General features: G+C 55.4%; 11 protein-coding genes and 5 pseudogenes. 11 read left to right on the forward strand and 5 right to left on the reverse strand.

Annotated elements, in window-relative coordinates:
* Nucleotides 1–147: 147 nt before the first annotated feature.
* The 3 genes and pseudogenes from V6S97_RS27305 to V6S97_RS27315 form a co-directional block, all read left to right on the forward strand.
* Nucleotides 148–1191, forward strand: a pseudogene (locus tag V6S97_RS27305) (IS3 family transposase); the annotation flags it as partial.
* A gap of 428 nt (nucleotides 1192–1619) precedes the next feature.
* Nucleotides 1620–1943 carry a hypothetical protein gene (locus V6S97_RS27310; RefSeq protein WP_334428205.1) on the forward strand — a complete coding sequence of 108 codons (324 nt, stop codon included), beginning with the start codon at nucleotides 1620–1622 and terminating at the stop codon, nucleotides 1941–1943.
* A 127-nt stretch (nucleotides 1944–2070) separates the two neighbouring features.
* Nucleotides 2071–2200: pseudogene (locus tag V6S97_RS27315) on the forward strand (IS481 family transposase); the annotation flags it as partial.
* Here the strand turns inward: V6S97_RS27315 and V6S97_RS27320 are convergent.
* Nucleotides 2182–2613: pseudogene (locus tag V6S97_RS27320) on the reverse strand (recombinase family protein); the annotation flags it as partial. The pseudogenes V6S97_RS27315 and V6S97_RS27320 sit on opposite strands and share 19 nt — an antisense overlap.
* Before the next feature lie 115 nt (nucleotides 2614–2728).
* Between V6S97_RS27320 and V6S97_RS27325 the strand changes: the two are divergent.
* The 7 genes and pseudogenes from V6S97_RS27325 to V6S97_RS27355 all read left to right on the forward strand — a co-directional run bounded on the left by V6S97_RS27325 (nucleotide 2729) and on the right by V6S97_RS27355 (nucleotide 12269).
* On the forward strand, nucleotides 2729–4267 hold the full coding sequence (locus V6S97_RS27325) for an IS3 family transposase (protein WP_334428207.1): 1539 nt from the start codon (nucleotides 2729–2731) through the stop codon (nucleotides 4265–4267).
* A gap of 440 nt (nucleotides 4268–4707) precedes the next feature.
* Nucleotides 4708–5505: an APC family permease gene (locus V6S97_RS27330; RefSeq protein WP_334428235.1), complete on the forward strand. Its 798-nt coding sequence runs from the start codon at nucleotides 4708–4710 to the stop codon at nucleotides 5503–5505.
* Nucleotides 5489–6319: a class I SAM-dependent methyltransferase gene (locus V6S97_RS27335; protein ID WP_334428208.1), complete on the forward strand. Its 831-nt coding sequence runs from the start codon at nucleotides 5489–5491 to the stop codon at nucleotides 6317–6319. Before V6S97_RS27330 ends, V6S97_RS27335 begins: the two co-directional genes overlap by 17 nt.
* A gap of 102 nt (nucleotides 6320–6421) precedes the next feature.
* Nucleotides 6422–7516 (forward strand): efflux RND transporter periplasmic adaptor subunit, encoded by a 1095-nt coding sequence (locus V6S97_RS27340; RefSeq protein WP_334428209.1) that lies wholly within the window; start codon nucleotides 6422–6424, stop codon nucleotides 7514–7516.
* 5 nt (nucleotides 7517–7521) lie between these two features.
* On the forward strand, nucleotides 7522–10593 hold the full coding sequence (locus tag V6S97_RS27345) for an efflux RND transporter permease subunit (protein ID WP_334428210.1): 3072 nt from the start codon (nucleotides 7522–7524) through the stop codon (nucleotides 10591–10593).
* An 88-nt stretch (nucleotides 10594–10681) separates the two neighbouring features.
* Nucleotides 10682–12025 (forward strand): adenylate/guanylate cyclase domain-containing protein, encoded by a 1344-nt coding sequence (locus V6S97_RS27350; RefSeq protein ID WP_334428211.1) that lies wholly within the window; start codon nucleotides 10682–10684, stop codon nucleotides 12023–12025.
* Between the two features lie 59 nt (nucleotides 12026–12084).
* Nucleotides 12085–12269: pseudogene (locus V6S97_RS27355) on the forward strand (DUF6429 family protein).
* A gap of 563 nt (nucleotides 12270–12832) precedes the next feature.
* Here V6S97_RS27355 and V6S97_RS27360 read toward each other — a convergent pair.
* Nucleotides 12833–13417: a cytochrome b gene (locus V6S97_RS27360; RefSeq protein ID WP_334428212.1), complete on the reverse strand. Its 585-nt coding sequence runs from the start codon at nucleotides 13415–13417 to the stop codon at nucleotides 12833–12835.
* 938 nt (nucleotides 13418–14355) lie between these two features.
* Nucleotides 14356–15201: an SDR family NAD(P)-dependent oxidoreductase gene (locus V6S97_RS27365; protein WP_334428213.1), complete on the reverse strand. Its 846-nt coding sequence runs from the start codon at nucleotides 15199–15201 to the stop codon at nucleotides 14356–14358.
* Nucleotides 15202–15553: 352 nt separating this feature from the next.
* Here V6S97_RS27365 and V6S97_RS27370 point away from each other — a divergent pair.
* Nucleotides 15554–16257: pseudogene (locus V6S97_RS27370) on the forward strand (IS5 family transposase).
* Between the two features lie 131 nt (nucleotides 16258–16388).
* On the opposite strand, the gene gabD reads toward V6S97_RS27370, so the two are convergent.
* Entirely contained in the window at nucleotides 16389–17837 is a 1449-nt protein-coding gene (gabD, locus tag V6S97_RS27375; RefSeq protein WP_334428214.1) for an NADP-dependent succinate-semialdehyde dehydrogenase, read from the reverse strand.
* A 33-nt stretch (nucleotides 17838–17870) separates the two neighbouring features.
* Nucleotides 17871–18923 carry a tartrate dehydrogenase gene (locus V6S97_RS27380; protein WP_334428215.1) on the reverse strand — a complete coding sequence of 351 codons (1053 nt, stop codon included), beginning with the start codon at nucleotides 18921–18923 and terminating at the stop codon, nucleotides 17871–17873.
* Nucleotides 18924–19346: the final 423 nt, after the last annotated feature.

Consider the following 19346-nt stretch of genomic DNA (forward strand, 5'->3'; position numbering starts at 1 on the left):
CCCCGAAAGACCGGCGGACGCAGCACCTGGGGAAGATTCAAACGGCACTATTGGGGAGTATTGCTCCGGTACTGACAGTTAGGATTGAACTGCACCCCAATTCGACCTGACAGTCGGCATAAGCAGAAAGGCTCAAGCACAGACTTGAGACAGCTCTTGAGCGAGGGAGGTGCTTCAGCCGTGGATTCTGACGAGCCAGTTGTTAGCAATTCGGAAGTGAAGAAGCTGGAAGATCGCGTCCGCGAGCTGGAGCGCATGCTCGCTCGCAAGACGATGGGGGTCGAAATCCTCCGCGAAGCCCTTTCCAAAGCGGACTCAAAAAACGGCTATCGCGGCCGATCTTGTTGCCGAAGGACGGTTCCCGATGAAGACTGTCGCAAACACGCTGGGCGTCTCCCGTTCCAAACTCGTCGAGCGGCTGAGAGGCAGATCAACGCCACGCGGACGTTATAACAAAGTCGAGGATGCAGAGCTTCTGCCGATCATCCTCAGGCTGGTGGATCAAAGGCCGACCTATGGCTATCGGCGGTCGCCGCGCTCCTCAATCGCGAAAGGCGAGCCGCCGATAAGCCTGTCGTCAACGCCAAGCGGGTTCAGCGCATCATGGACAACCACGCAATGTTGCTGGAGAAGCATACGGCTGTTCGCGAGGGCCGCATCCATGACGGCAAGGTCATGGTCATGCGCTCAAACCTGCGCTGGTGTTCCGACGGTGTGGATTTCACTTGCTGGAATGGTGAGGTTATTTGTCTAGCCTTCATCATCGACGCTTTTGCCCGCGAGATCATTGCCTGGATGGCAGTTGCCAATGCGGGCATCTCCGGCTCGGACGTGCGCGATATGATGCTGGAGGCGGTCGAAAAAACGCTTCAACGGAACCCGAGCCCCGCATGCAATCGAGCATCTGCCGGACAATGGTTCGGCTTACACCGCGAGGGATACGAGGCTGTTTGCCCAGGCCCTCAATCTGACCCCTGCTTCACGCCGGTGGCCAGTCCGCAGTCCAACGGCATGTCAGAAGCCTTCGTCAAAACCCTGAAGCGGGATTACACCAGAATCTCTGCACTACCGGACGCCGAAACGGTGCTTCGGCTCATCGACGGATGGATCGAGGACTACAACGAAATCCATCCACATTCAGCGCTCAAGATGGCTTCCCCGCGGCAGTTCATCAGGGCTAAATCAATCTAGCCGACTTGTCCGGTGAAACGGGGAGCATGTATGGACGGCCTCCGCTCGGCAAGGCCTTTTGGTGCGGCAACGACTTGGTTGGGTGCAGGCATGTATACGGCCTTTGAACGCGGCCGTTAAATGCCGCTGGCCCTGATGAATTCCGCAGATCTGGTCCCATACCACTCCCACGAGCTATTGAGCACATCACCCCAATGGCGGGTTTCCATATCCCGGTTCGACCGTTCGCATCACACCATTTGCACCTCACCAATCTTCAAAGGCTTAAGCTTGCTCTTGCTCTCTCAGATTGGATCGATCGACCCGGCAGCGATCTTCAGAGAAATTCAATCTTGACGCCCCGGCTGCGATTAGACAACCCCATCAGTTCAGTCGTTCTTCGCTCGTGTCGCATATGGCCTGACGTATTGCGGCGGGAGTAAGCGGACGTGAATCGCAGAATTGACAGCGATTTACTCCGCACCAACTCAATCTGTTACACTTGGTTACAATTTGGATCTGCGCTGCGAAATTTTCGCGACACCCTCACGGTAACTTTCCTCAGTCGAAATGGAGCAGCAGCGCAAACCGCCATCGCTTCGTCGGCGGGTTGTGTATTTCGAGAGGAAACAGTTATGGAAAATTTCCGAGAAGACTACCTGAGCCGTTTGCAGTCCACGAGTCACGGCATTGCTCAGGCATTGTTCGCCGACATCTTGCTCCTGGTCGTGGTTGTTGGAATGGCCTTGGCGTTGAACTCCGTGGTGACCTGACTCCGACACGAACCACGGATTCAGGCTTTCCAAGCCGGGCTAGATGTGAGATTTCAGTAGGTTGTCCATTCGGAGCGGATTTAGGAGACTGGAGTTACCACACAACAGTTTTCCAGGATCGGTCCGAATGAACATCCACAAGAATGCCCGACTGACACCTTTGCGTCGAGAGGAAATGGCTTTGTCGGTGGTGGCTTGTCGACAGCCCAAGCCGTTCGCGTCGCGTCTATGGCGTCTCGCCGAAGGTCATGCACCGGGCGCCCATCATCAGATTCTGCTTGTAGCAGCGATAGACTGGACTTTGTGGATTGCCCCTATAGGCAACACTCAGTCGCCGCCCACACCTTCCGCAGCTTCGGAGCCCCGATAATAGCGCTTTGCCCCGTGACCCGATTTAGTCCCGCCCGAGCGGCGATAGTTATTGAGCGCCAGTTGCTGTTGGTTGGGTTCGTACTCGTCCCAGCTGATGTAGCCCTCGTGGTGATCCCTGACCATCACCTCCCAGATGCCCGGCGGCTTGCCGTGCCCGTAACTGTGGCGTGGCTCGTCCATCAACGATGTCAGTGGGCGTCTCGCACTTTCCATAGACGTAGACGCTGGCGTAGAAAGGGTTCTTAAGGATGCCGATCACATTGCGATAACGGACTGGCGTCCAGATGAAGTTGGTCATCCACCTCATCACTCCATATCCGGCCCAGTTCTGCATGAAAACCAACCCCCCGGGTCAGTTCTCAGCGGCAATCAAGGGGATGCGGACGAAAACTTGGACCACCAGGAGGTAGTTCATGTATTCCCATGCAGACAGAATTCGCGCGGTTGAGCTTTATATCAAGCTGGGCAAGCGGGTTAAGGCGACGATCCGCCAATTAGGTTATCCGACCAAGAATGCGCTGAGGAACTGGTACCGCGAATACGAGCAGTACCGTGACCTGCGCGTTCGTTGTGTGGCTCGCGCGCCGAAGTTTTCCGAGGCCCAAAAGCAGGCTGCGCTTGAGCACTACCGCACCCACGATCGCTGTATCTCTTCAACGATGAGAGCGTTGGGCTATCCAGGTCGGGGGACACTGACGGCCTGGGTTCGAGAGGCATTTCCGGAGGCGAGGACTTCGATGGCCGGTCGATCCTGGCGTCCGGCCTATCCCGAGGCCTTGAAGCAAGTCGCGGTCCTTGGTCTTTGCAATGGAGAAGAGAGTGCGCAGGAAGTCGCCGACCGGCTGGGCGTATGCCGGCCAACATTGTACAGTTGGAGGAATGAGTTACTCGGTCATGAGGTTGCCTCATCGATGAAACGCCGCAAAACCTCTGCGCTGGCACCTGAGCGCGAGGAACTCGAGCGACAGCTTGAGGCCCTCCAACGCGATGTCCGCCAATTGCAACTCGAGCATGATCTGCTGAAGAAGGCCAATGAACTCCTAAAAAAAGGCCTGGGCGTCGATCTGCTGCTCCTGAGTAATCGGGAGAAGACACAGCTGGTTGACGCCCTCAAAGATATCTATCGATTGCCGGAACTGCTTGTGCAGTTGAGAATTGCGCGAAGCTCCTACTTCTACCACCGCGCCCGAGCGAACTTGGAAGACAAGTATGCCACCATCCGTCGCAACCTGACGGAAATCTTCGAAAGCAACCATCGCTGCTACGGCTATCGTAGACTGCAGGCGTCTCTGGCCAGGCAGAGTGTGACAATCTCGGAAAAGGTTGTGCAGCGATTGATGAAACAGGAGCGCCTGGTCGCCGCCAGACCACGGCGACGGCGTTTCGGCTCGTACTTGGGAGAAATCAGTCCTGCGCCTGAGAACCTGATCAATCGCGACTTCCATGCGAAAATACCGAACGAGAAATGGCTCACGGACATCACCGAATTCCAGATCCCAGCCGGTAAAGTGTATCTCTCGCCTATCATAGATTGCTTCGACGGGATGGTGATCAGTTGGTCGATTGGAACGCAACCTGATGCGGGGTTAGTCAACACGATGCTGGACGCCGCTATCAAGACAGTTACCGATGCCGAAGGCGGGACAATCATCCATTCGGATCGTGGAGCGCATTATCGCTGGCCCGGCTGGCTCAGTCGGATCAGCGATGCGAAGCTGGTTCGTTCAATGTCCCGCAAGGGCTGTTCACAGGATAATGCAGCGTGCGAAGGCTTCTTCGGCCGATTGAAAACGGAACTCTTCTACCCTCGAGACTGGAAGACCATCACAATTGAGCAGTTTGTCCGGGAGGTCGATGCGTACATCCGATGGTACAATGAAAAACGCATCAAATTATCACTGGGCTCACGAAGTCCGCTCGAATATCGGGAAAGCCTTGGCCTAACAGTATAAATTAGTCCAACTTTTTATCCGCACCCCCCAACACAGGCAGGTTTGAAAATTGAGCTTGGCGTAGGATTTTGCCCCTCAGATGAGAGAAAATATTGTCCGATCAACGTCGAGATCGGAGAAAATGTAGAATGGCCTACAGATACCCGGATAGGAGCACTTAAAAAGTGTCCCGGCGAAGTGCCCATCGTGACCAATCACAATCCGAAGATAGAAGTCCTGTTCGGTATTTGAGGTGTTACTGAACGTTAAGGGCTCAGTAAAACGTAAGAGAATTGAGGTGGCAGATAGTCCCGAGTTCACAATACAAATTGATACATAAATACATGACGACGGCACAACTGTGCGACACATGTTCAATATCCTTCCCTTGAATTGCCCTCGTGAAGAGCGATGTCCAAAGCGCTCGTCTCGATAGGCACCGAAACGACAGTATCCGCAATATGCCGGAGAGAGCTTACTTGCCCAACTCGCATCACAATGAACGATCCAAACCCAAAGGCTCTCTAACTGCATTTGACGCGGTCCTAGGTACCATCGTTCTGACATCACTCTACGTAGCCGCTAGTATCGCTATGCTTGCAGTGCTGGGTCTGGAGGGATTGCGCACCTCGGAGGCAGTGGCAAGCGATATGATGCGCACAGCCGTAGGGCCATCGGGTGGTTTGGTCGTCACCCTTGCAGTCATCGTGGCAGCTGTCTCGACCTTGAATGCGACGATCTTCACTGGTGGGCGGGTGTATTACGCCATGGCCCGCGATCTCACGCTGCTTCCAAGGGTCGGCGAATGGAACCAGAGAGGCGAGACACCCGCAAACGGGCTGATCATGCAGGCTTGTGTCGCGCTTGCCCTCGTCGGTATAGGGGCCGGAACCCGCGATGGCTTCCAGGCAATGGTAGATTACACAGCGCCGGTCTTTTGGGCTTTCCTAATACTGATCGGGGTCTCTCTTTTTGTATTGCGTTGGCGAGAGCCAGATCGCCAACGGCCGTTTTCTGTGCCCCTATATCCTTTGACGCCAATCATCTTCTGCCTCATCTGCGCCTACATGCTTCACGGTAGCCTGGCATACACAGGTATCGCGTCCCTCATTGGCCTCGCCGTGCTGGCAGCTGGAGCGCCGCTTCTTTTATGTCAAAGGCGAGATCGCGGCAGTGCCCCCTCGCCGCAACCACTTCGGTTACAACGTTCCCTCCCCAATCCGACGGACAAGGAGATCCGCCATGTTGATGCTACGTAATATCGCTCTTGCTTGCACGTTCGCCATGATTCCACTTGGAAACGCCTTGACACAGACAGCTGCCCCCCAAACCTCAAGTGCAACCTATACACCTGAAGTGGGTCAACAGGGAAAAGATGTCATTTGGGTACCAACCCCTCAGGCCTTGGTTGATCGTATGCTTGAAATGGCAGGTATTACGGAGAACGATTATGTCATTGATTTGGGGTCCGGAGACGGGCGCACGGTCGTCAGTGTTGCCAAACTAGGCGCTAGCGCTCATGGCATTGAGTACAATCCCGACATGGTCGCGCTTTCCCGGCGTAACGCTCAGGAAGCTGGCGTTGCGAATCGCGCAACGTTTGCGGAAGAGGATATCTTTCAGTCCGATTTCTCGGATGCGTCGGTGATTACACTTTTCCTTTTGCCCGAGCTGAATGTTCGTCTGCGCCCCGCTCTGCTGGACATGAAGCCCGGGACGCGAGTCGTTTCAAAGAGCTTCAATATGGGTGACTGGCAACCGGATGACCGGGTCGAGGCCGTAAAGAAATGCGAGAATTATTGCCGGGCTTTCAAATGGGTGGTCCCAGCGAAAGTGGCTGGCGACTGGAGTCACGGCGAAGGTCAGCTCTCGCTGACGCAGAACTATCAGATGCTCTCAGGGACACTTACCAATAGTGGAACGTTGCACGCCATTTCAGAGGCGAAGATGGACGGCACCGGCATCAGCTTTTCCGCTGGCGGCGTGCGCTACACGGGGTCCGTGAGTGGTGAATCCATGACTGTCAGCAGCGAAGGCGGTGTCAACTGGACTGCAACACGCCCACAAGACTGAGGTCCCCAACAGACAATCGAAGTGCTTACGAAAATTTAATTCACCCTTCCACAAGTGACTCACCATAGTCGCTTCATGGTACAGCGCAAAATCGAGGTGTAAATGAAGTGGGTAAACGGAGCTTTAGTGGCCATGGTTGCGGCGGCAGGCGGCGCTGCGAGCACGCATTGGAAGTTGATTGACCGTATGGCGGTCTTTTCAGCAACCGCCGTGACTCCTACAAGAGCAAGTGCGCAACAAGCCTTGTCTGTTGAGGTTTCGCCAACAACCGAGGTGCCAGTCACCACCGACATCAGCGCCATTGGCACGCTACAATCCGATGAAAGCGTGCAGCTTGCACCGGAGGTATCTGGCCGCGTCGCCGTGATTCAAATGAAGGAGGGACAGGCCGTCAGGGCGGGTGACCCCCTTTTGAGTTTTGACAATACCCTGGCCAAGGCCAGCGAGGAGGAAGCCAAGGTTCGTCTCGACCTTGCCACTGTGAACTACGCGCGGACTGAGCGGCTAGCAAAGACCGGAGTTGGCACGACCCAAGACTTAGACATGGCGCGTGCCGAGCGTAACACGGCGAACGCGCTCCTCAACTCACAGAGGGTACAGCTTTCGAAGCTTAATGTCGTGGCGCCCTTCGATGGAGTAGTTGGATTTCGCAACGTCTCTGTTGGTAGCTATGTCGGTGTCGGCTCCACACTCGTCAATCTCGAAAAAATCGACGTTCTTAAGGTCGCCTTCAAGATTCCCGAGGCGAACCTTCAGAAGGTCGCCATTGGCCAGACGATCGAGATTTCGGTAGACGCGATTCCCGACAAGATGTTCGAGGCAACCGTTTATGCCATCGATCCCATGCTGGATGTCAACGGCCGTTCTCTCAGCATACTGGCACGGCTCATCAATCCCGATCTCGTCCTGCGCCCCGGGCTATTCGCCCGGATCATGCTGAAGGGCCAGGACGAGCGGCAGGCCGTCACAGTGCCGGAGGCTGCGATCGTGGCGCGCGGGCAAGACCACTTCGTCTGGACGGTGACCGACGGAAAAGTTCGCGAAACCAAAGTGACCGTCAGCAGACGTATGTTGGGAGCGGCGCAAGTCGATGGCCTTTCGCCAGGATCTGTCGTCGTCACCGCGGGGCAAGCCCGCCTACGCAACGGCGCAAGCGTCAATGTTGTCTTCAGCGAACAGACCCAGGCAGGGAGCTAAGCGACATGGTACTTTCCGAACTCTGCATTCGACGGCCGGTGTTTGCGACCGTGCTAAGCCTTTTGATGCTGCTGGTCGGCATCGTCTCCTATGAACGGCTGACCGTACGCGAATATCCGAGCATCGACGAGCCCGTGGTCTCAGTGGTGACGCAATACCCCGGGGCTTCCGCGAGCATCATCGAGAGCCAGGTCACGCAAGTGCTAGAGGGGTCGATCGCAGGCATCGAAGGCATCGATGTGCTAGAATCGACCAGCCGCGCCGAGTCCAGTCGCATCACCGTCCGCTTCCGCCTGGAAGTCGATCCGAACGTGGCGGCAAGTGATGTTCGCGACCGCGTGAGCCGCGTGCGGCAGCGCTTGCCCGGTGAAATTTCCGAACCGGTGATCTCTAAGGTGGAGGCCGACGCCCAGCCCGTCGTCTTCGTTGTCTTTCGCAGCGAACGCGTCTCCGCACTTGCATTGACGGACTACGTCGACCGTAATATCGTTGACCGTTTCAAGAACGTTACCGGCGTGGCCGACGTCCAGATTCTCGGCGAACGACGTTACGCGATGCGAATCTGGATCGAGCGCGAACGTCTCGCATCCCTCGGCCTCACCGTGCAGGACGTTGAGGATTCGCTCGAAAGCCAGAACGTCGAAATTCCAGCGGGACGGATCGAAAGCAGCGACCGAGAGTTCACTGTTCTGTCGAAAACCTCGATCAATTCAGTGGATGAGTTCGAGAAGCTCATTGTCAAGAGGGCAAATGGTGCCTTGGTGCGTCTTGGCGAAGTCGCACGTGTGGAACTGGGCGCGGTGGACGAGCGCAGGGCAAGCCGTTTCAATGGCGAGAGTGCCATCGTAGTCGGCATCATCAAGCAGGCTGTCGCCAATCCGCTGGACGTTTCGAAGGGCGTGCACGCGCTCCTTCCCGACATAAATGCCGACCTTCCCGATGGTATGATTGGTGCAATCGGCAACGATAACTCGATCTTCATTGAGCAGGCGATTGGTGCAGTCTACACGACAATCATCGAGGCTATCGTTCTTGTGCTGATTGTCATCGTGATCTTCTTGCGCTCTGCGCGCGCCTCGATCATCCCGATCGTCACCATTCCTATCTCACTTTTGACCACCTGCGCCATAATGTACATGCTCGGCTTTTCGGTGAACACGTTGACGCTACTCGCTTTGGTGCTGGCGATCGGCCTAGTGGTCGATGACGCGATTGTGGTGCTGGAAAACATATTTCGGCACATCGAGAACGGCATGAAGCCCTTTGAGGCAGCGATCAAGGGTACACGCGAGATCGGCTTCGCAGTCATTGCGATGACGCTGACGCTGGCGGCCGTCTATGCGCCAGTGGCTTTCGCCGCAGGGCGAACCGGCAAGCTTTTCCTCGAATTCTCGCTGACCCTTGCCGGTGCCGTGATAATCTCGGGGCTTGTGGCTTTAACGTTGACGCCTATGATGTGTTCGAAGCTTCTGAAACATCAGGAAAAACAAGGACGCATCTCCGCCTTCATCGAGCGACGGCTGATGGGTATGGAATCCGGCTATAGACGGCTATTAACCGCCTCCTTGAGAATTCGGCCGATTATAGCTTGCGTTGCTGTAATAGTCGCCGCGGGAAGTGTGTTCTTCTACCTCGAGCTGCCGCAGGAACTTGCGCCTGTTGAGGATCGCGGGGTCATCCGCGTGCTAGGCACAGCCCCGGAGGGCGCCACGCTGGCCTATACCGAGCGTTATTCCCGTCAGGTGGAGGACATACTAAAACCTTATTCGGAGGTCGGCAGCATTCAAGCGATCAACGGTATGCCGGAAGTTAATCGCTTTATCATTATGGGTCGGCTGAAGGACTGGGACGAGCGAGGCCGCTCGCAGCAGGAGCTTGTTGCCGAGCTCATGCCGAAGCTGCGTAAGATCGCTGGCGTCAACGCCTTTGCCAACAACCCACCATCACTTGGCACTTCCAACAATGCGCGCCCGATCGAGTTTGTGCTCCAGAGTTCTGCGAGCTACGTCGAACTCGACCAACTTACAAAGCGATTTCTCGACCGGTTGTCGGACTACCCGGCGGTGACCAATGTCGATACCGACCTGAAGCTTAACAAACCGGAGATGAGCATCGAGATCGATCGCGCAAAGGCGTCCGACCTCGGAATCGATATTGCTGTCATCGGCCGGACGCTCGAGACTCTACTGGGCAGTCGCCAAGTGACCCGCTTCGAGATGAACGGCGAGCAATACGATGTCTTCGTGCAACTCGCCGCCGCCGACCGCCAATCGCCAGCAACTCTACAATCAGTCTTCCTACGCTCCATCAGTGGTGACATGGTCCAACTGTCCAATCTTGTCAGGGTGACCGAAACTGTCGCACCGCAGGAGCTAAAGCGTTTCAACCAGATGCGGTCGGTGACAGTCTCGGCGAACCTCGCTGCGGGTTATTCGACCGGCGAGGTTCTGGCATACATGGAGATGCTTAAACGCGAGATTTTGCCGGAGAACGTGATGACAGATGTTTCGGGCCCTAGCCGCGAATTCCGGACGTCGGGGCAGAGCTTGGCAGTGGTGTTCGTTCTAGCGCTCGGCTTCATCTATCTCGTGCTTGCAGCACAATTCGAAAGCTTCCGAGATCCATTGATCATCATGATCTCCGTGCCGCTCTCGATGACAGGCGCGCTGGCGGCACTCTATATCACTGGCGGTTCACTGAACGTCTACTCGCAGATCGGTCTCGTTACGCTGGTCGGTCTCATCACAAAGCACGGGATCCTGATCGTCGAATTTGCCAACCAGCAGCAGGACGCGGGTCGTGACGTACAGTCGTCCGTCATCGATGCTGCCTCGCAGCGACTGAGGCCGATACTAATGACGACAGGCGCCATGGTGCTTGGCGCGATGCCTCTCGCTCTTGCCACGGGCGCTGGCGCAGAAAGTCGGCAGCAGATCGGTTGGGTGATCGTCGGCGGCATGTCTGTCGGCACACTTCTTACTCTATTCGTCGTGCCGATGGTCTATACCGCTCTCAATCGACAAAGCCTGTCTCACTACAGCCCGCAGCCTATCAGTTATCCTCCCGCTGCGGAGTAGAAGCCATCGCTCGGTGTTTGAATTATGCCGGGCCGGGGATTTAGGGCATTTAACGTGGCCAGGTTTGCTTAGGCAGAGAGTGATTTCAATGCTCGATTGGTTCAAGCGTCGGTTTTCCGTGGCTCTGCTGAATGGATCGTCCTCCAACAAACATTCTCGCCTTTACGATGCAGAGATCGCAGGTCTGGTGGTAGCGTTTCGTGTCCGATTGTGTGCTGTTGCCGTCATTGCTGTATGGCTGCTCGTCAGCACCGTCTGGCCGCGAAATTTGTACTATCTCACCGTGAGCCTTGTATTTCTGGCGCTCAGTTACATTCCGTATGCAACACGACGTCATCGCGCCGCTTGGCCAATCAAGATCGCCTGTACTATTCTCGACGTTGCCCTGATCACCTCGGCGATACTTCTTCCGCCGCTTGGTGACTTTGCATCCGACTGGCCGGTACAGACGCGGACGCGCGGCCCGGAATATCTCTACGTGCTTCTGTTGCTCGCCGAGTCGGCTTTGACCTATTCGCCTATCCTCGTCCTGTGGACAGGAGGGGTCATTGTTGCGATCTGGTCAGCCGGGATCAGTAGCATTTATAATCGCCCGGACACGGTACGGTCCGGCGATGCAGACGGAATCTCAGGAATGCAGGCATTGGAAAGGTTCCTCAACCCCAACTTTGTCGGCCTTACCCAGGTGTGGGTACAGGTGGTCACGACGGTGCTATTCACTCTGATTCTTGCGATTGCCGTTCTGAGAAGCCGCAATACACTGATCGTCCAGATCAACGACAACGCCATGCGGGAATCGCTTGCTCTTTATGTTTCTCCTGACGTGGCCGATGCGATGCGGGATGACGTATCGGACTTTGGTGCTCCCTCCAAACGCAACGTCGCAGTCATGTTTGTTGATATTGTCGGCTTCACGCGAATGGCGGAAAACCAGTCTCCGGAACGGGCTCTGGCGCTCCTGAGCAGCTTCCAGGAACGCGGATGCTCCGTAATCTTCAATTGCGGCGGTACCCTCGACAAGTTCCTAGGCGACGGGATTATGGCGACCTTCGGCGGCGTCGAACAACAGCCAGATGCAGCGGGACGCGCACTTGCATGTGCTTTCGATCTGCTAAATATATACTCGGCCTGGAACGCAAAGCGCGCGGCCCGTGGCGCTGAACTTGTCCGCGTTTCCATCGGGTTGCACTTCGGTGAGGTGATCGTTGGCAACGTTGGCACAAGCGAACGAAGGGAATTCACCGTCATCGGTGACGTCGTCAACGTGGCGAGCCGTCTCGAACGGGCGACGCGGGAGTTACGAGGAAGTCTTTTGGTCTCTGATGCGTGTCTTCAGGCAGCCGGTAGCATCCCCCCGGGTTGCAGCTTTACCTCTGCGACCACCATTGACTTAGAGGGTAGAGATGGCTCAATCTATGCACACATTGCTTGATCGGTATCCATCCGAGCAGCGCCGTGGGATTTTGCGTCCCCGCGTTATAATGTTGGTTCGTGAACATCGATGAGGACAAGATGGCAATGCAGTTTTGGCGCTGTTGTGGTTGACGCGGCATAGCGGGCGTTGTGCCTGAAAGGGTTTCGACTGGGCAACGACGGATCGGCTGTACAAGAAGGGCTTGATCGGTGCCCCAGTCAACAAGTCGAACTCAGTGAACCTGACCGATGAAGCCTTATAGCGTTCGCAGGTATTGTTCCGGGAGTTGTTTACGCGACCGCCGCAATAGCCGTCGACCTTCATTGCCACGGCAGTAGTTCTTGCAGGCGGGAAACGGGAAGATCGGCGAGTTATGCTGACCGGTGAACATGCCAAATGCCTCTTCTGATCGCAACCGTACAAAGCACGTTCCCAGCCAATATAGTTCTGACGCTCAAAGAGCATTCAGGCATTCCAGAAGCCTGTGTTAGGTTGAAATCGCTCGACCTTGGCACGTACGGATTCCTTGAGCTCAAGATCTGCGTGAAGATTGGTCAGCGTCTCTTACATCGTCTCATGGCTCTGGCGGGCTTTCGCTGACGGACAACACCCACGATGCTCCTCCAGTCAATCGTGCCTGCAGCAGATCGGAGTTTGTGCTCTCCCGTACATCTAACGTTCGATGAGCCTCAGTCGTGTGATCTGCCTGCCCATTTTGACCATGGTAACACAATCGCGTTTCTTACAGCGTCGAGGTCTTTCGCGCGGCCTGCAACTTCGCACCTTGTGAAGTTATTCGGGCGTAAATGAAAAATTATATAGCAATTAGTTCTCTACGGGCGCGCGTTGCCCGCGATCTTCTTCGTGTCGGCTGCCGGCCATTCGATCAAGCGTTCCGTCTTTCCAAACCAGCTGGTGGATAACGACCATGGCTACATGTCCCGCGACGAGCACAAGCAACAGCCAAGCCAATGGCGAATGGAGAAGGCCACCAATCTCGGTCATCCAACGAACTCGATCACCACCTCCCTCGAAAAGATCCAAACCAAAGGGGGCGAAGGCTCGCCCCGAGCCGATTTGACGGATCAATGCCAAACCTGGCACGGCTATCATCATGATGTATAGGATGATGTGTCCAAACCTCGCTGCCCAACCCAGTACTCCGGACTGTTGGAGCCGAGACGATAGGTTAGCCAAGCCCCACGCACCGCGCACGACGACCATCACGAAGAGTAAAAAGCCGATATCACGGTGGGAAGACCAGAGAAACTCGGCCGCAAGGGTATGCTCTGCGAGTAAGTGAAGCACTGCTCCAGTAAACTGCCAAGCAAATAGCAAAGCCATCGCCCAGTGCAACACTCGGCTAACAGAACCATAGACGCCTCGGTCATCCCGTAAACGATGAATCATGATGAAGATCTCTCATTTGAACGATTTAAATATGGACGATGCGCTATTTTGCTGCAATGCAACAGAGTTCACGCCGCTCTCAAAATTTCGTGGGTTGGGTCCTTGAGTATGTTAGGATCTGCATCTCTTAGATCGATGACACAGGGCACGCCGGGCGTCGGAATGCGCAGTCGCGACAACGGGACTCCCGCGCGTTATCGCCCGTACTCCATCACCATCAACATCCGACGCGCCCCCTCCCGCGTCGGCGCCGACGACGCGGGAGGGGGCTAACTGCACTTGGATATGGTGCTGCCAGCCGCTTGCGATCGAGACCTGCTCGTAGGCTCGGTCACAACGCCCCGATGAGATCATCGACCAGCAAATCGATGGTGCAGACTTGGCCAACCACTCGCGCAAGCATCTCGCGGCGCACCGGTTCTGCGAAAGCAAACATGACCGCCTCGACCCTGTCGAATACAAAGACAGAGAAGGGCCGTTTCCGGTCCCTCCCGCATATTCACACTGCGGTTGTGTCGCTGCATTCCGGTCGCGTCAGACTTGGCTTCGCGCCCTTCGCTAAGCGCTTCACCGAGACTGTCGTAACGGGTTTGACGTCCTTGCGCTCATCGTTGGTTTGCATCGTATACTCCCCTGAGAGCAAAATCTTCTGCTCGGTTCGGGTTCTAAACAGCCAGCGAGTGATTGTAGAGTCTATACAGCCAGAAGTTTTCTTTCTAATCGAGTGCATGATATCACGGGTGTCTTTTCTTATTGATGGCGTTACGCTATTGGTCCGCGCCTCAGATTGTTATCGTAGGATTTCGCCCCGTCAAACTACCCCATAATCATCAGATCGAGGGGTGGAACTGGTAGTTGGACAACGACGCGACTTCACTAATCTCGTAGAACTTCAAGACTCCGTGATGTCTCCCCTACGTGATCTCGGTAAGGAGACCTTACTGATAGCTGAGTTCCCCCTGCAAAACAAATCGACCCACCGGGCTTCCCAGCTCGGGGTACAGCCGGGGTTGCTTACCATCGAGATCTCTTATGCCAAACTCCATTCCAAGCTGAGCAGTGATATAGGTTTGACCAGATCGCTCCATAAGATTCGGTTCTCGCCAGAGTCGCTCGATAACTAAGCCCGCAAATTCCGGTGTTTCAAAGTTCGGAAGATCTGCGACCAACTTGGCGGGGAGGTTTTCCTTCGGAATTGCCTTGAGCTTGTCAGACAATACAAACCCGGGCCAAATCGACACGGACGCCACCCCGTGTCGCCGCAAGTCAATTGCCATGTCGAAGCTCATTTTGTCAGTTCCCCCTTTTGCGGCGCCATAGGCCGGACCATAGTGGTATGATACGGCGCCATAAAACGAAACATGCGCCATCAGACTTTTGCCAGTCTCGATCATAAGAGGGGCTGCGAAATAGGAAGCCACATAGTTGGACCGGAGACCAACCGTAATCATGTCCGCAAGGCTAAGTGGCTTCTCCCAAAACCCGCCGGGTGCAGGTAGTGCCCTAAGGTCCACGGCAGCGGCATTGTTCACGAGAATATCCAGCCGGCCAGCGTCCTTTCTTACACGCTCGAATAGGGCTTTGACCTGTGTGTCGTCTACATGGTCACATTGGACAACAATGCCGGTACCGCCATTGGAGTTGACTTCTTCGGCCGCGTGACCAAGCTCTTCTAGGTTCCGGCCGGTTATGTAAACCACTAGCTCCCTACCCCCAAGTGCTCTGGCGATTCCGCGTCCCAAACCGCGACTGGCACCGGTAACTATTGCTACACCGCTTGACATCTATCTGTTGCTCCTTGACTGCGTTTCGATCGTGTTTCAGTGCTTTGCCAAATAGCAGTTAGTTGCGCTGGGCAATAACGACCATACGGGCTTCTTCGTAAACTGTCGCTAGTATCCAGAACTTTGCAGCATTTCTCTTGCTTCGAATGCCTAGCTTCGGCGGAAAGACGTCCACATGGCTTTAGCCTTTCAATAAATTATTCGGCTGCAATACGACTGGATCGGTACAAGAGCCTGACCGAAAAAGAGTTGAGTGAAATCGCCAGTTGCGATTCTGTTTATTTGCTTCGGACGAACGGAGACCACAATTGGCTGAACTGACTTCACCTGTTGGCAAAATGCCCGACGCGCAATGCGGTATGCAAGCGATCTGACAGACCGGGAATGGGGATTAATCTCACCTTACCTACCTGGACGGAGGCGGTTGGGCACGCCGCGCAGCACCGGTCTTCGCGAGGTCGTGAATGCGTTGCTTTACATCGCCACGACGGGGTGCCAGTGGCGGATGATGCCCAGGGATTTTTAACTGTGCAGTCCTATTTTTATGAATGGCAAGCGAAAGGGTTCGGGGGTCGGCTCAACCATCATCTTGTGATGGAGGCCCGTAAATTGGAAGGCCGGGAAGCCTCCCCGTCTGCACGCTTGATCGACAGTCAAAGCGTGAAAACCACGGAAAGCGGCGAAATTTTGGACTATGACGCGGGTAAGAAGATCAAGGGACGCAACGCCATATCGTCGTCGACACGCTCGGACTGATGGTCGGCCTCATGGTTTAGAGTGCCGATATTCAGGATCGCGACGGGGCGCCTGCCGTCTTCAAAACTATTCTCAAGCGCTGGCCGTGGCTGAGACATATCTTCGCCAACGGTGGTTTTGTCGGACCGAAGCAGAGGGGCGCACTGCAAAAGATTGCTGGGTTCACTCTCCAGACCGTCAAGCGGACCGACAAGGCCAACGGCTGGTCCTGCCGCGTCGATGGGTCGTGGAGCGCACCCTGGCTTGGACCGGCGATCGGCCAAGGATTGGGAAAAGCCCGTCGCATCAGCCGAGGCCTGAATCACTATTGCCCCCGTCCGAATCCTGACACGACACTTGGCAAGGTACGGATTTTGTTGAAACTTTTTCAAGTCAGGCTCTTAAGCTGCCCAATCGTGCGGCGCGTGCCGGATGCCGCGACAACAACATGATCACACCGACAAACAGATGTATTTGAGTTCCAGGAACTCTTCTATGCCATATCTTGATCCCTCACGGCCGAGGCCAGAGGACTTCACGCCGCCGAATGGCGCTTCTGCCGTAGAGATAAGCCCTGTATTGACACCGACCATGCCATATTCAAGCGCTTCGGCTACACGAAAGACACGCGAAAGCTCACTGGTATAGAAATAGGAAGCTAAACCAAACTCCGTATCATTTGCCTGACGAATGACATCGTCTTCACCTGTGAAACGGAAAAGCGGCGCAACCGGCCCGAATGTCTCCTCGTTCGCGAGCATCATGTCAGCGGTTACATCGGCAAGTATGGTCGGTTGGAAGAAGTTTCCGCCCCTCTCGTGTCGGGCGCCACCCAGCATGATCCGTGCGCCTTTCGACTGGGCGTCCGAAATATGTTCCTCAACCTTTTCAACGGCAGCACTATCGATCAGCGGGCCAAGTGCTACGTCTGGCTCCATACCGTTACCGACCCGCAACTTCGATACTGCCTTACAAAGCCGTTCCGCGTAGGCTTCGAATACTCCGTCCTGCACATAAATACGGTTGGCGCAGACGCACGTCTGACCATTGTTACGGAATTTGGAGATGATCGTGCCCTCGACTGCGGCATCCAGGTCAGCATCATCGAACACGATGAAGGGTGCGTTGCCACCAAGCTCCAACCCCATCTTTTTGATCGTCGAGGCGCTTTGACGCATCAGTTCGGCGCCAACGTCCGTCGAACCGGTGAACGTCACTTTGCGAACAAGGGGATTTGAGGTGAGCTCTGCCCCAATTTCCCGTGCTGGACCGGTAACAACGCTGAAAAGTTCTGGGGGGATACCAGCGCGCTGAGCGAGGATGGCGAGGGCAATCGCGGAGAACGGCGTTTGGGACGCGGGCTTCAAGATAACTCCGCAACCTGCTCCCAAGGCGGGACCGGCCTTTCGGGTGATCATCGCGTTCGGGAAATTCCATGGGGTGATGGCCGCGACAACGCCGATCGGCTGTTTCATCACCAGTATGCGCTTGTCCGGCTGATGCCCCGGAATGATGTCGCCATATACGCGACGTGTCTCCTCGGCGAACCACTCTACGAAACTGGCACCATACAGGATTTCTCCCTTGGCTTCGCTAAAGGGTTTGCCCTGCTCAAGCGTGAGAATTTCGGCGAGATCGTCCTTGTTCTCGATCATGAGTTCGAACCAGCGCCTGAGGAGACCAGAGCGTTCTTTCGCCGTGCGGGCGGCCCATGCTGGTATCGCCAATTGCGCAGCTTCGATAGCTTTGCGTGTGTCGACCGATCCCAGCTTCGGAACGCGGCCGAGAAGAAGTCCGTCTGCCGGATTGACCACGTCTTCCGAGGGACCATCGCCAGCCTCGATCCACTGCCCGGCTACGGGGGCGGCCTGTCTGAACAGGGTATTGTCTTTGAGAGCCATGGCCTATGTCCTTTATGGAAGGTGTCTGTGCGGCTAGCGCGCGATTTCGAGAAGAATTTCACTTGTAGTATGACGAGTGCCGTAGCTGGAACCCGGGGATCCAACGCCAATTCCACGGGAACAAGCGCGACCGATGGCGTCAAAAATTGTGGTCGCGAGTTCCGTCTGCCCCAAGTGCTCGAACATCATCGCGGCCGACCATGTTGCGGCAATCGGATTTGCCGCGTCCTTGCCTGCGATGTCTGGTGCTGAGCCATGGACCGGCTCGAACATGGACGGCGATCGCCCCGTCGGGTCGATGTTTGCAGATGCCGCAAATCCAAGTCCTCCCTGGATTGCCGCGCCAATATCGGACAAGATGTCGCCGAACAAATTGGACGCAACAATCACATCCAATGTTTCCGGAAACATGATCATGCGAGCGGCAATTGCGTCAACGTGATAGCTGCGCACCTCGACGTCTGGATACTCCTTAGAAAGTTTCCTCGTTACGTCGTCCCAGAAAACCATCGAGTAGCGTTGCGCGTTAGACTTTGTCACTGAGGCAAGCAGCTTCCTACGCTTTCGCGCCATTTCAAAGCCGTATCGAAGAATCCGCTCTACCCCATTGCGCGTGAAAACACTGGTCTCGATCGCGACCTCTTCTGCAGTACCGCGGTGCACCCTGCCACCGGCACCAGAATATTCTCCTTCCGTATTTTCACGGATGCAAAGGATATCGATATTCTCGGCACGAAGAGGCCCTTTCACTCCAGGAAGCAGTTTGTGCGGACGGACATTCGCATATAGGTCGAATTCTTTTCGGATGCGAAGAAGCAATTCATGTAGCGAAACGTCATCCGAGACTCTAGCTGGCCATCCAATCGCGCCAAGCAAGATTGCGTCATATTTCCGGAGCGTTTCAATGCCGTCCACCGGCATCATAGATCCGGTTTCAACATAGTGATCGCAGGACCAGGGAAATGTCGTAGCCGAGAGCTTAACGCCGCAGGCCGCCGCCGCGGCAAGCGAAATCTCCCAGGCTGCCGCAGTCACTTCGACGCCTATTCCGTCCCCGGGGATGAGTGCAATTTTTAGGTCCACCATAATTTTCATCCATACTTTTAGGCGTTTCGTTTAGCCCATGCGGCCCCGTTGCCCTGGCTTCGGTTCATTGCGGACAAGCTTGTTCACGGTGTGATGCCGCCATCCAAGCTGGAAACGTTAAGGTTGAACCGGCGCCCGGCCTGTCCAACAAGAGCGTAGAAGCTGTTTGATTTGAAAGCCGCGACCCCATTGTGCCGCCGGCTTCCACTGACAACCGACCTTCCACGGGTGCGACTTCAAATCAAAAAAACCATTCTTCGCTTGGCTGTTTCGCTCTCCTCATCTGACGCTACACGCAAGCTTCGCTCAATTGATGAACCGGAATCCGGAACAGTAACCCAGTGTCACGGGTGGATGGTGATGAATTTAAGATCGAGTTCGTCATCGTGGGAAGCATGTTTTGCCGTTGCCGAGATATCGATT

The sequence above is a fragment of the Agrobacterium sp. CCNWLW155 genome (assembly GCF_036888815.1).
Taxonomy (GTDB): Bacteria; Pseudomonadota; Alphaproteobacteria; order Rhizobiales; family Rhizobiaceae; genus Agrobacterium; species Agrobacterium radiobacter.

Coding starts and splice junctions, on each gene's coding strand:
- V6S97_RS27335 (WP_334428208.1), top strand. CDS start 5,489: ATGTTGATGCTACGTAATATCGCTCTTGCTTGCACGTTCGCCATGATT.
- V6S97_RS27350 (WP_334428211.1), top strand. CDS start 10,682: ATGCTCGATTGGTTCAAGCGTCGGTTTTCCGTGGCTCTGCTGAATGGA.
- V6S97_RS27325 (WP_334428207.1), top strand. CDS start 2,729: ATGTATTCCCATGCAGACAGAATTCGCGCGGTTGAGCTTTATATCAAG.
- V6S97_RS27330 (WP_334428235.1), top strand. CDS start 4,708: ATGCCGGAGAGAGCTTACTTGCCCAACTCGCATCACAATGAACGATCC.
- V6S97_RS27345 (WP_334428210.1), top strand. CDS start 7,522: ATGGTACTTTCCGAACTCTGCATTCGACGGCCGGTGTTTGCGACCGTG.
- V6S97_RS27360 (WP_334428212.1), bottom strand. CDS start 13,417: ATGATTCATCGTTTACGGGATGACCGAGGCGTCTATGGTTCTGTTAGC.
- V6S97_RS27380 (WP_334428215.1), bottom strand. CDS start 18,923: ATGGTGGACCTAAAAATTGCACTCATCCCCGGGGACGGAATAGGCGTC.
- V6S97_RS27365 (WP_334428213.1), bottom strand. CDS start 15,201: ATGTCAAGCGGTGTAGCAATAGTTACCGGTGCCAGTCGCGGTTTGGGA.
- V6S97_RS27340 (WP_334428209.1), top strand. CDS start 6,422: ATGAAGTGGGTAAACGGAGCTTTAGTGGCCATGGTTGCGGCGGCAGGC.
- gabD (WP_334428214.1), bottom strand. CDS start 17,837: ATGGCTCTCAAAGACAATACCCTGTTCAGACAGGCCGCCCCCGTAGCC.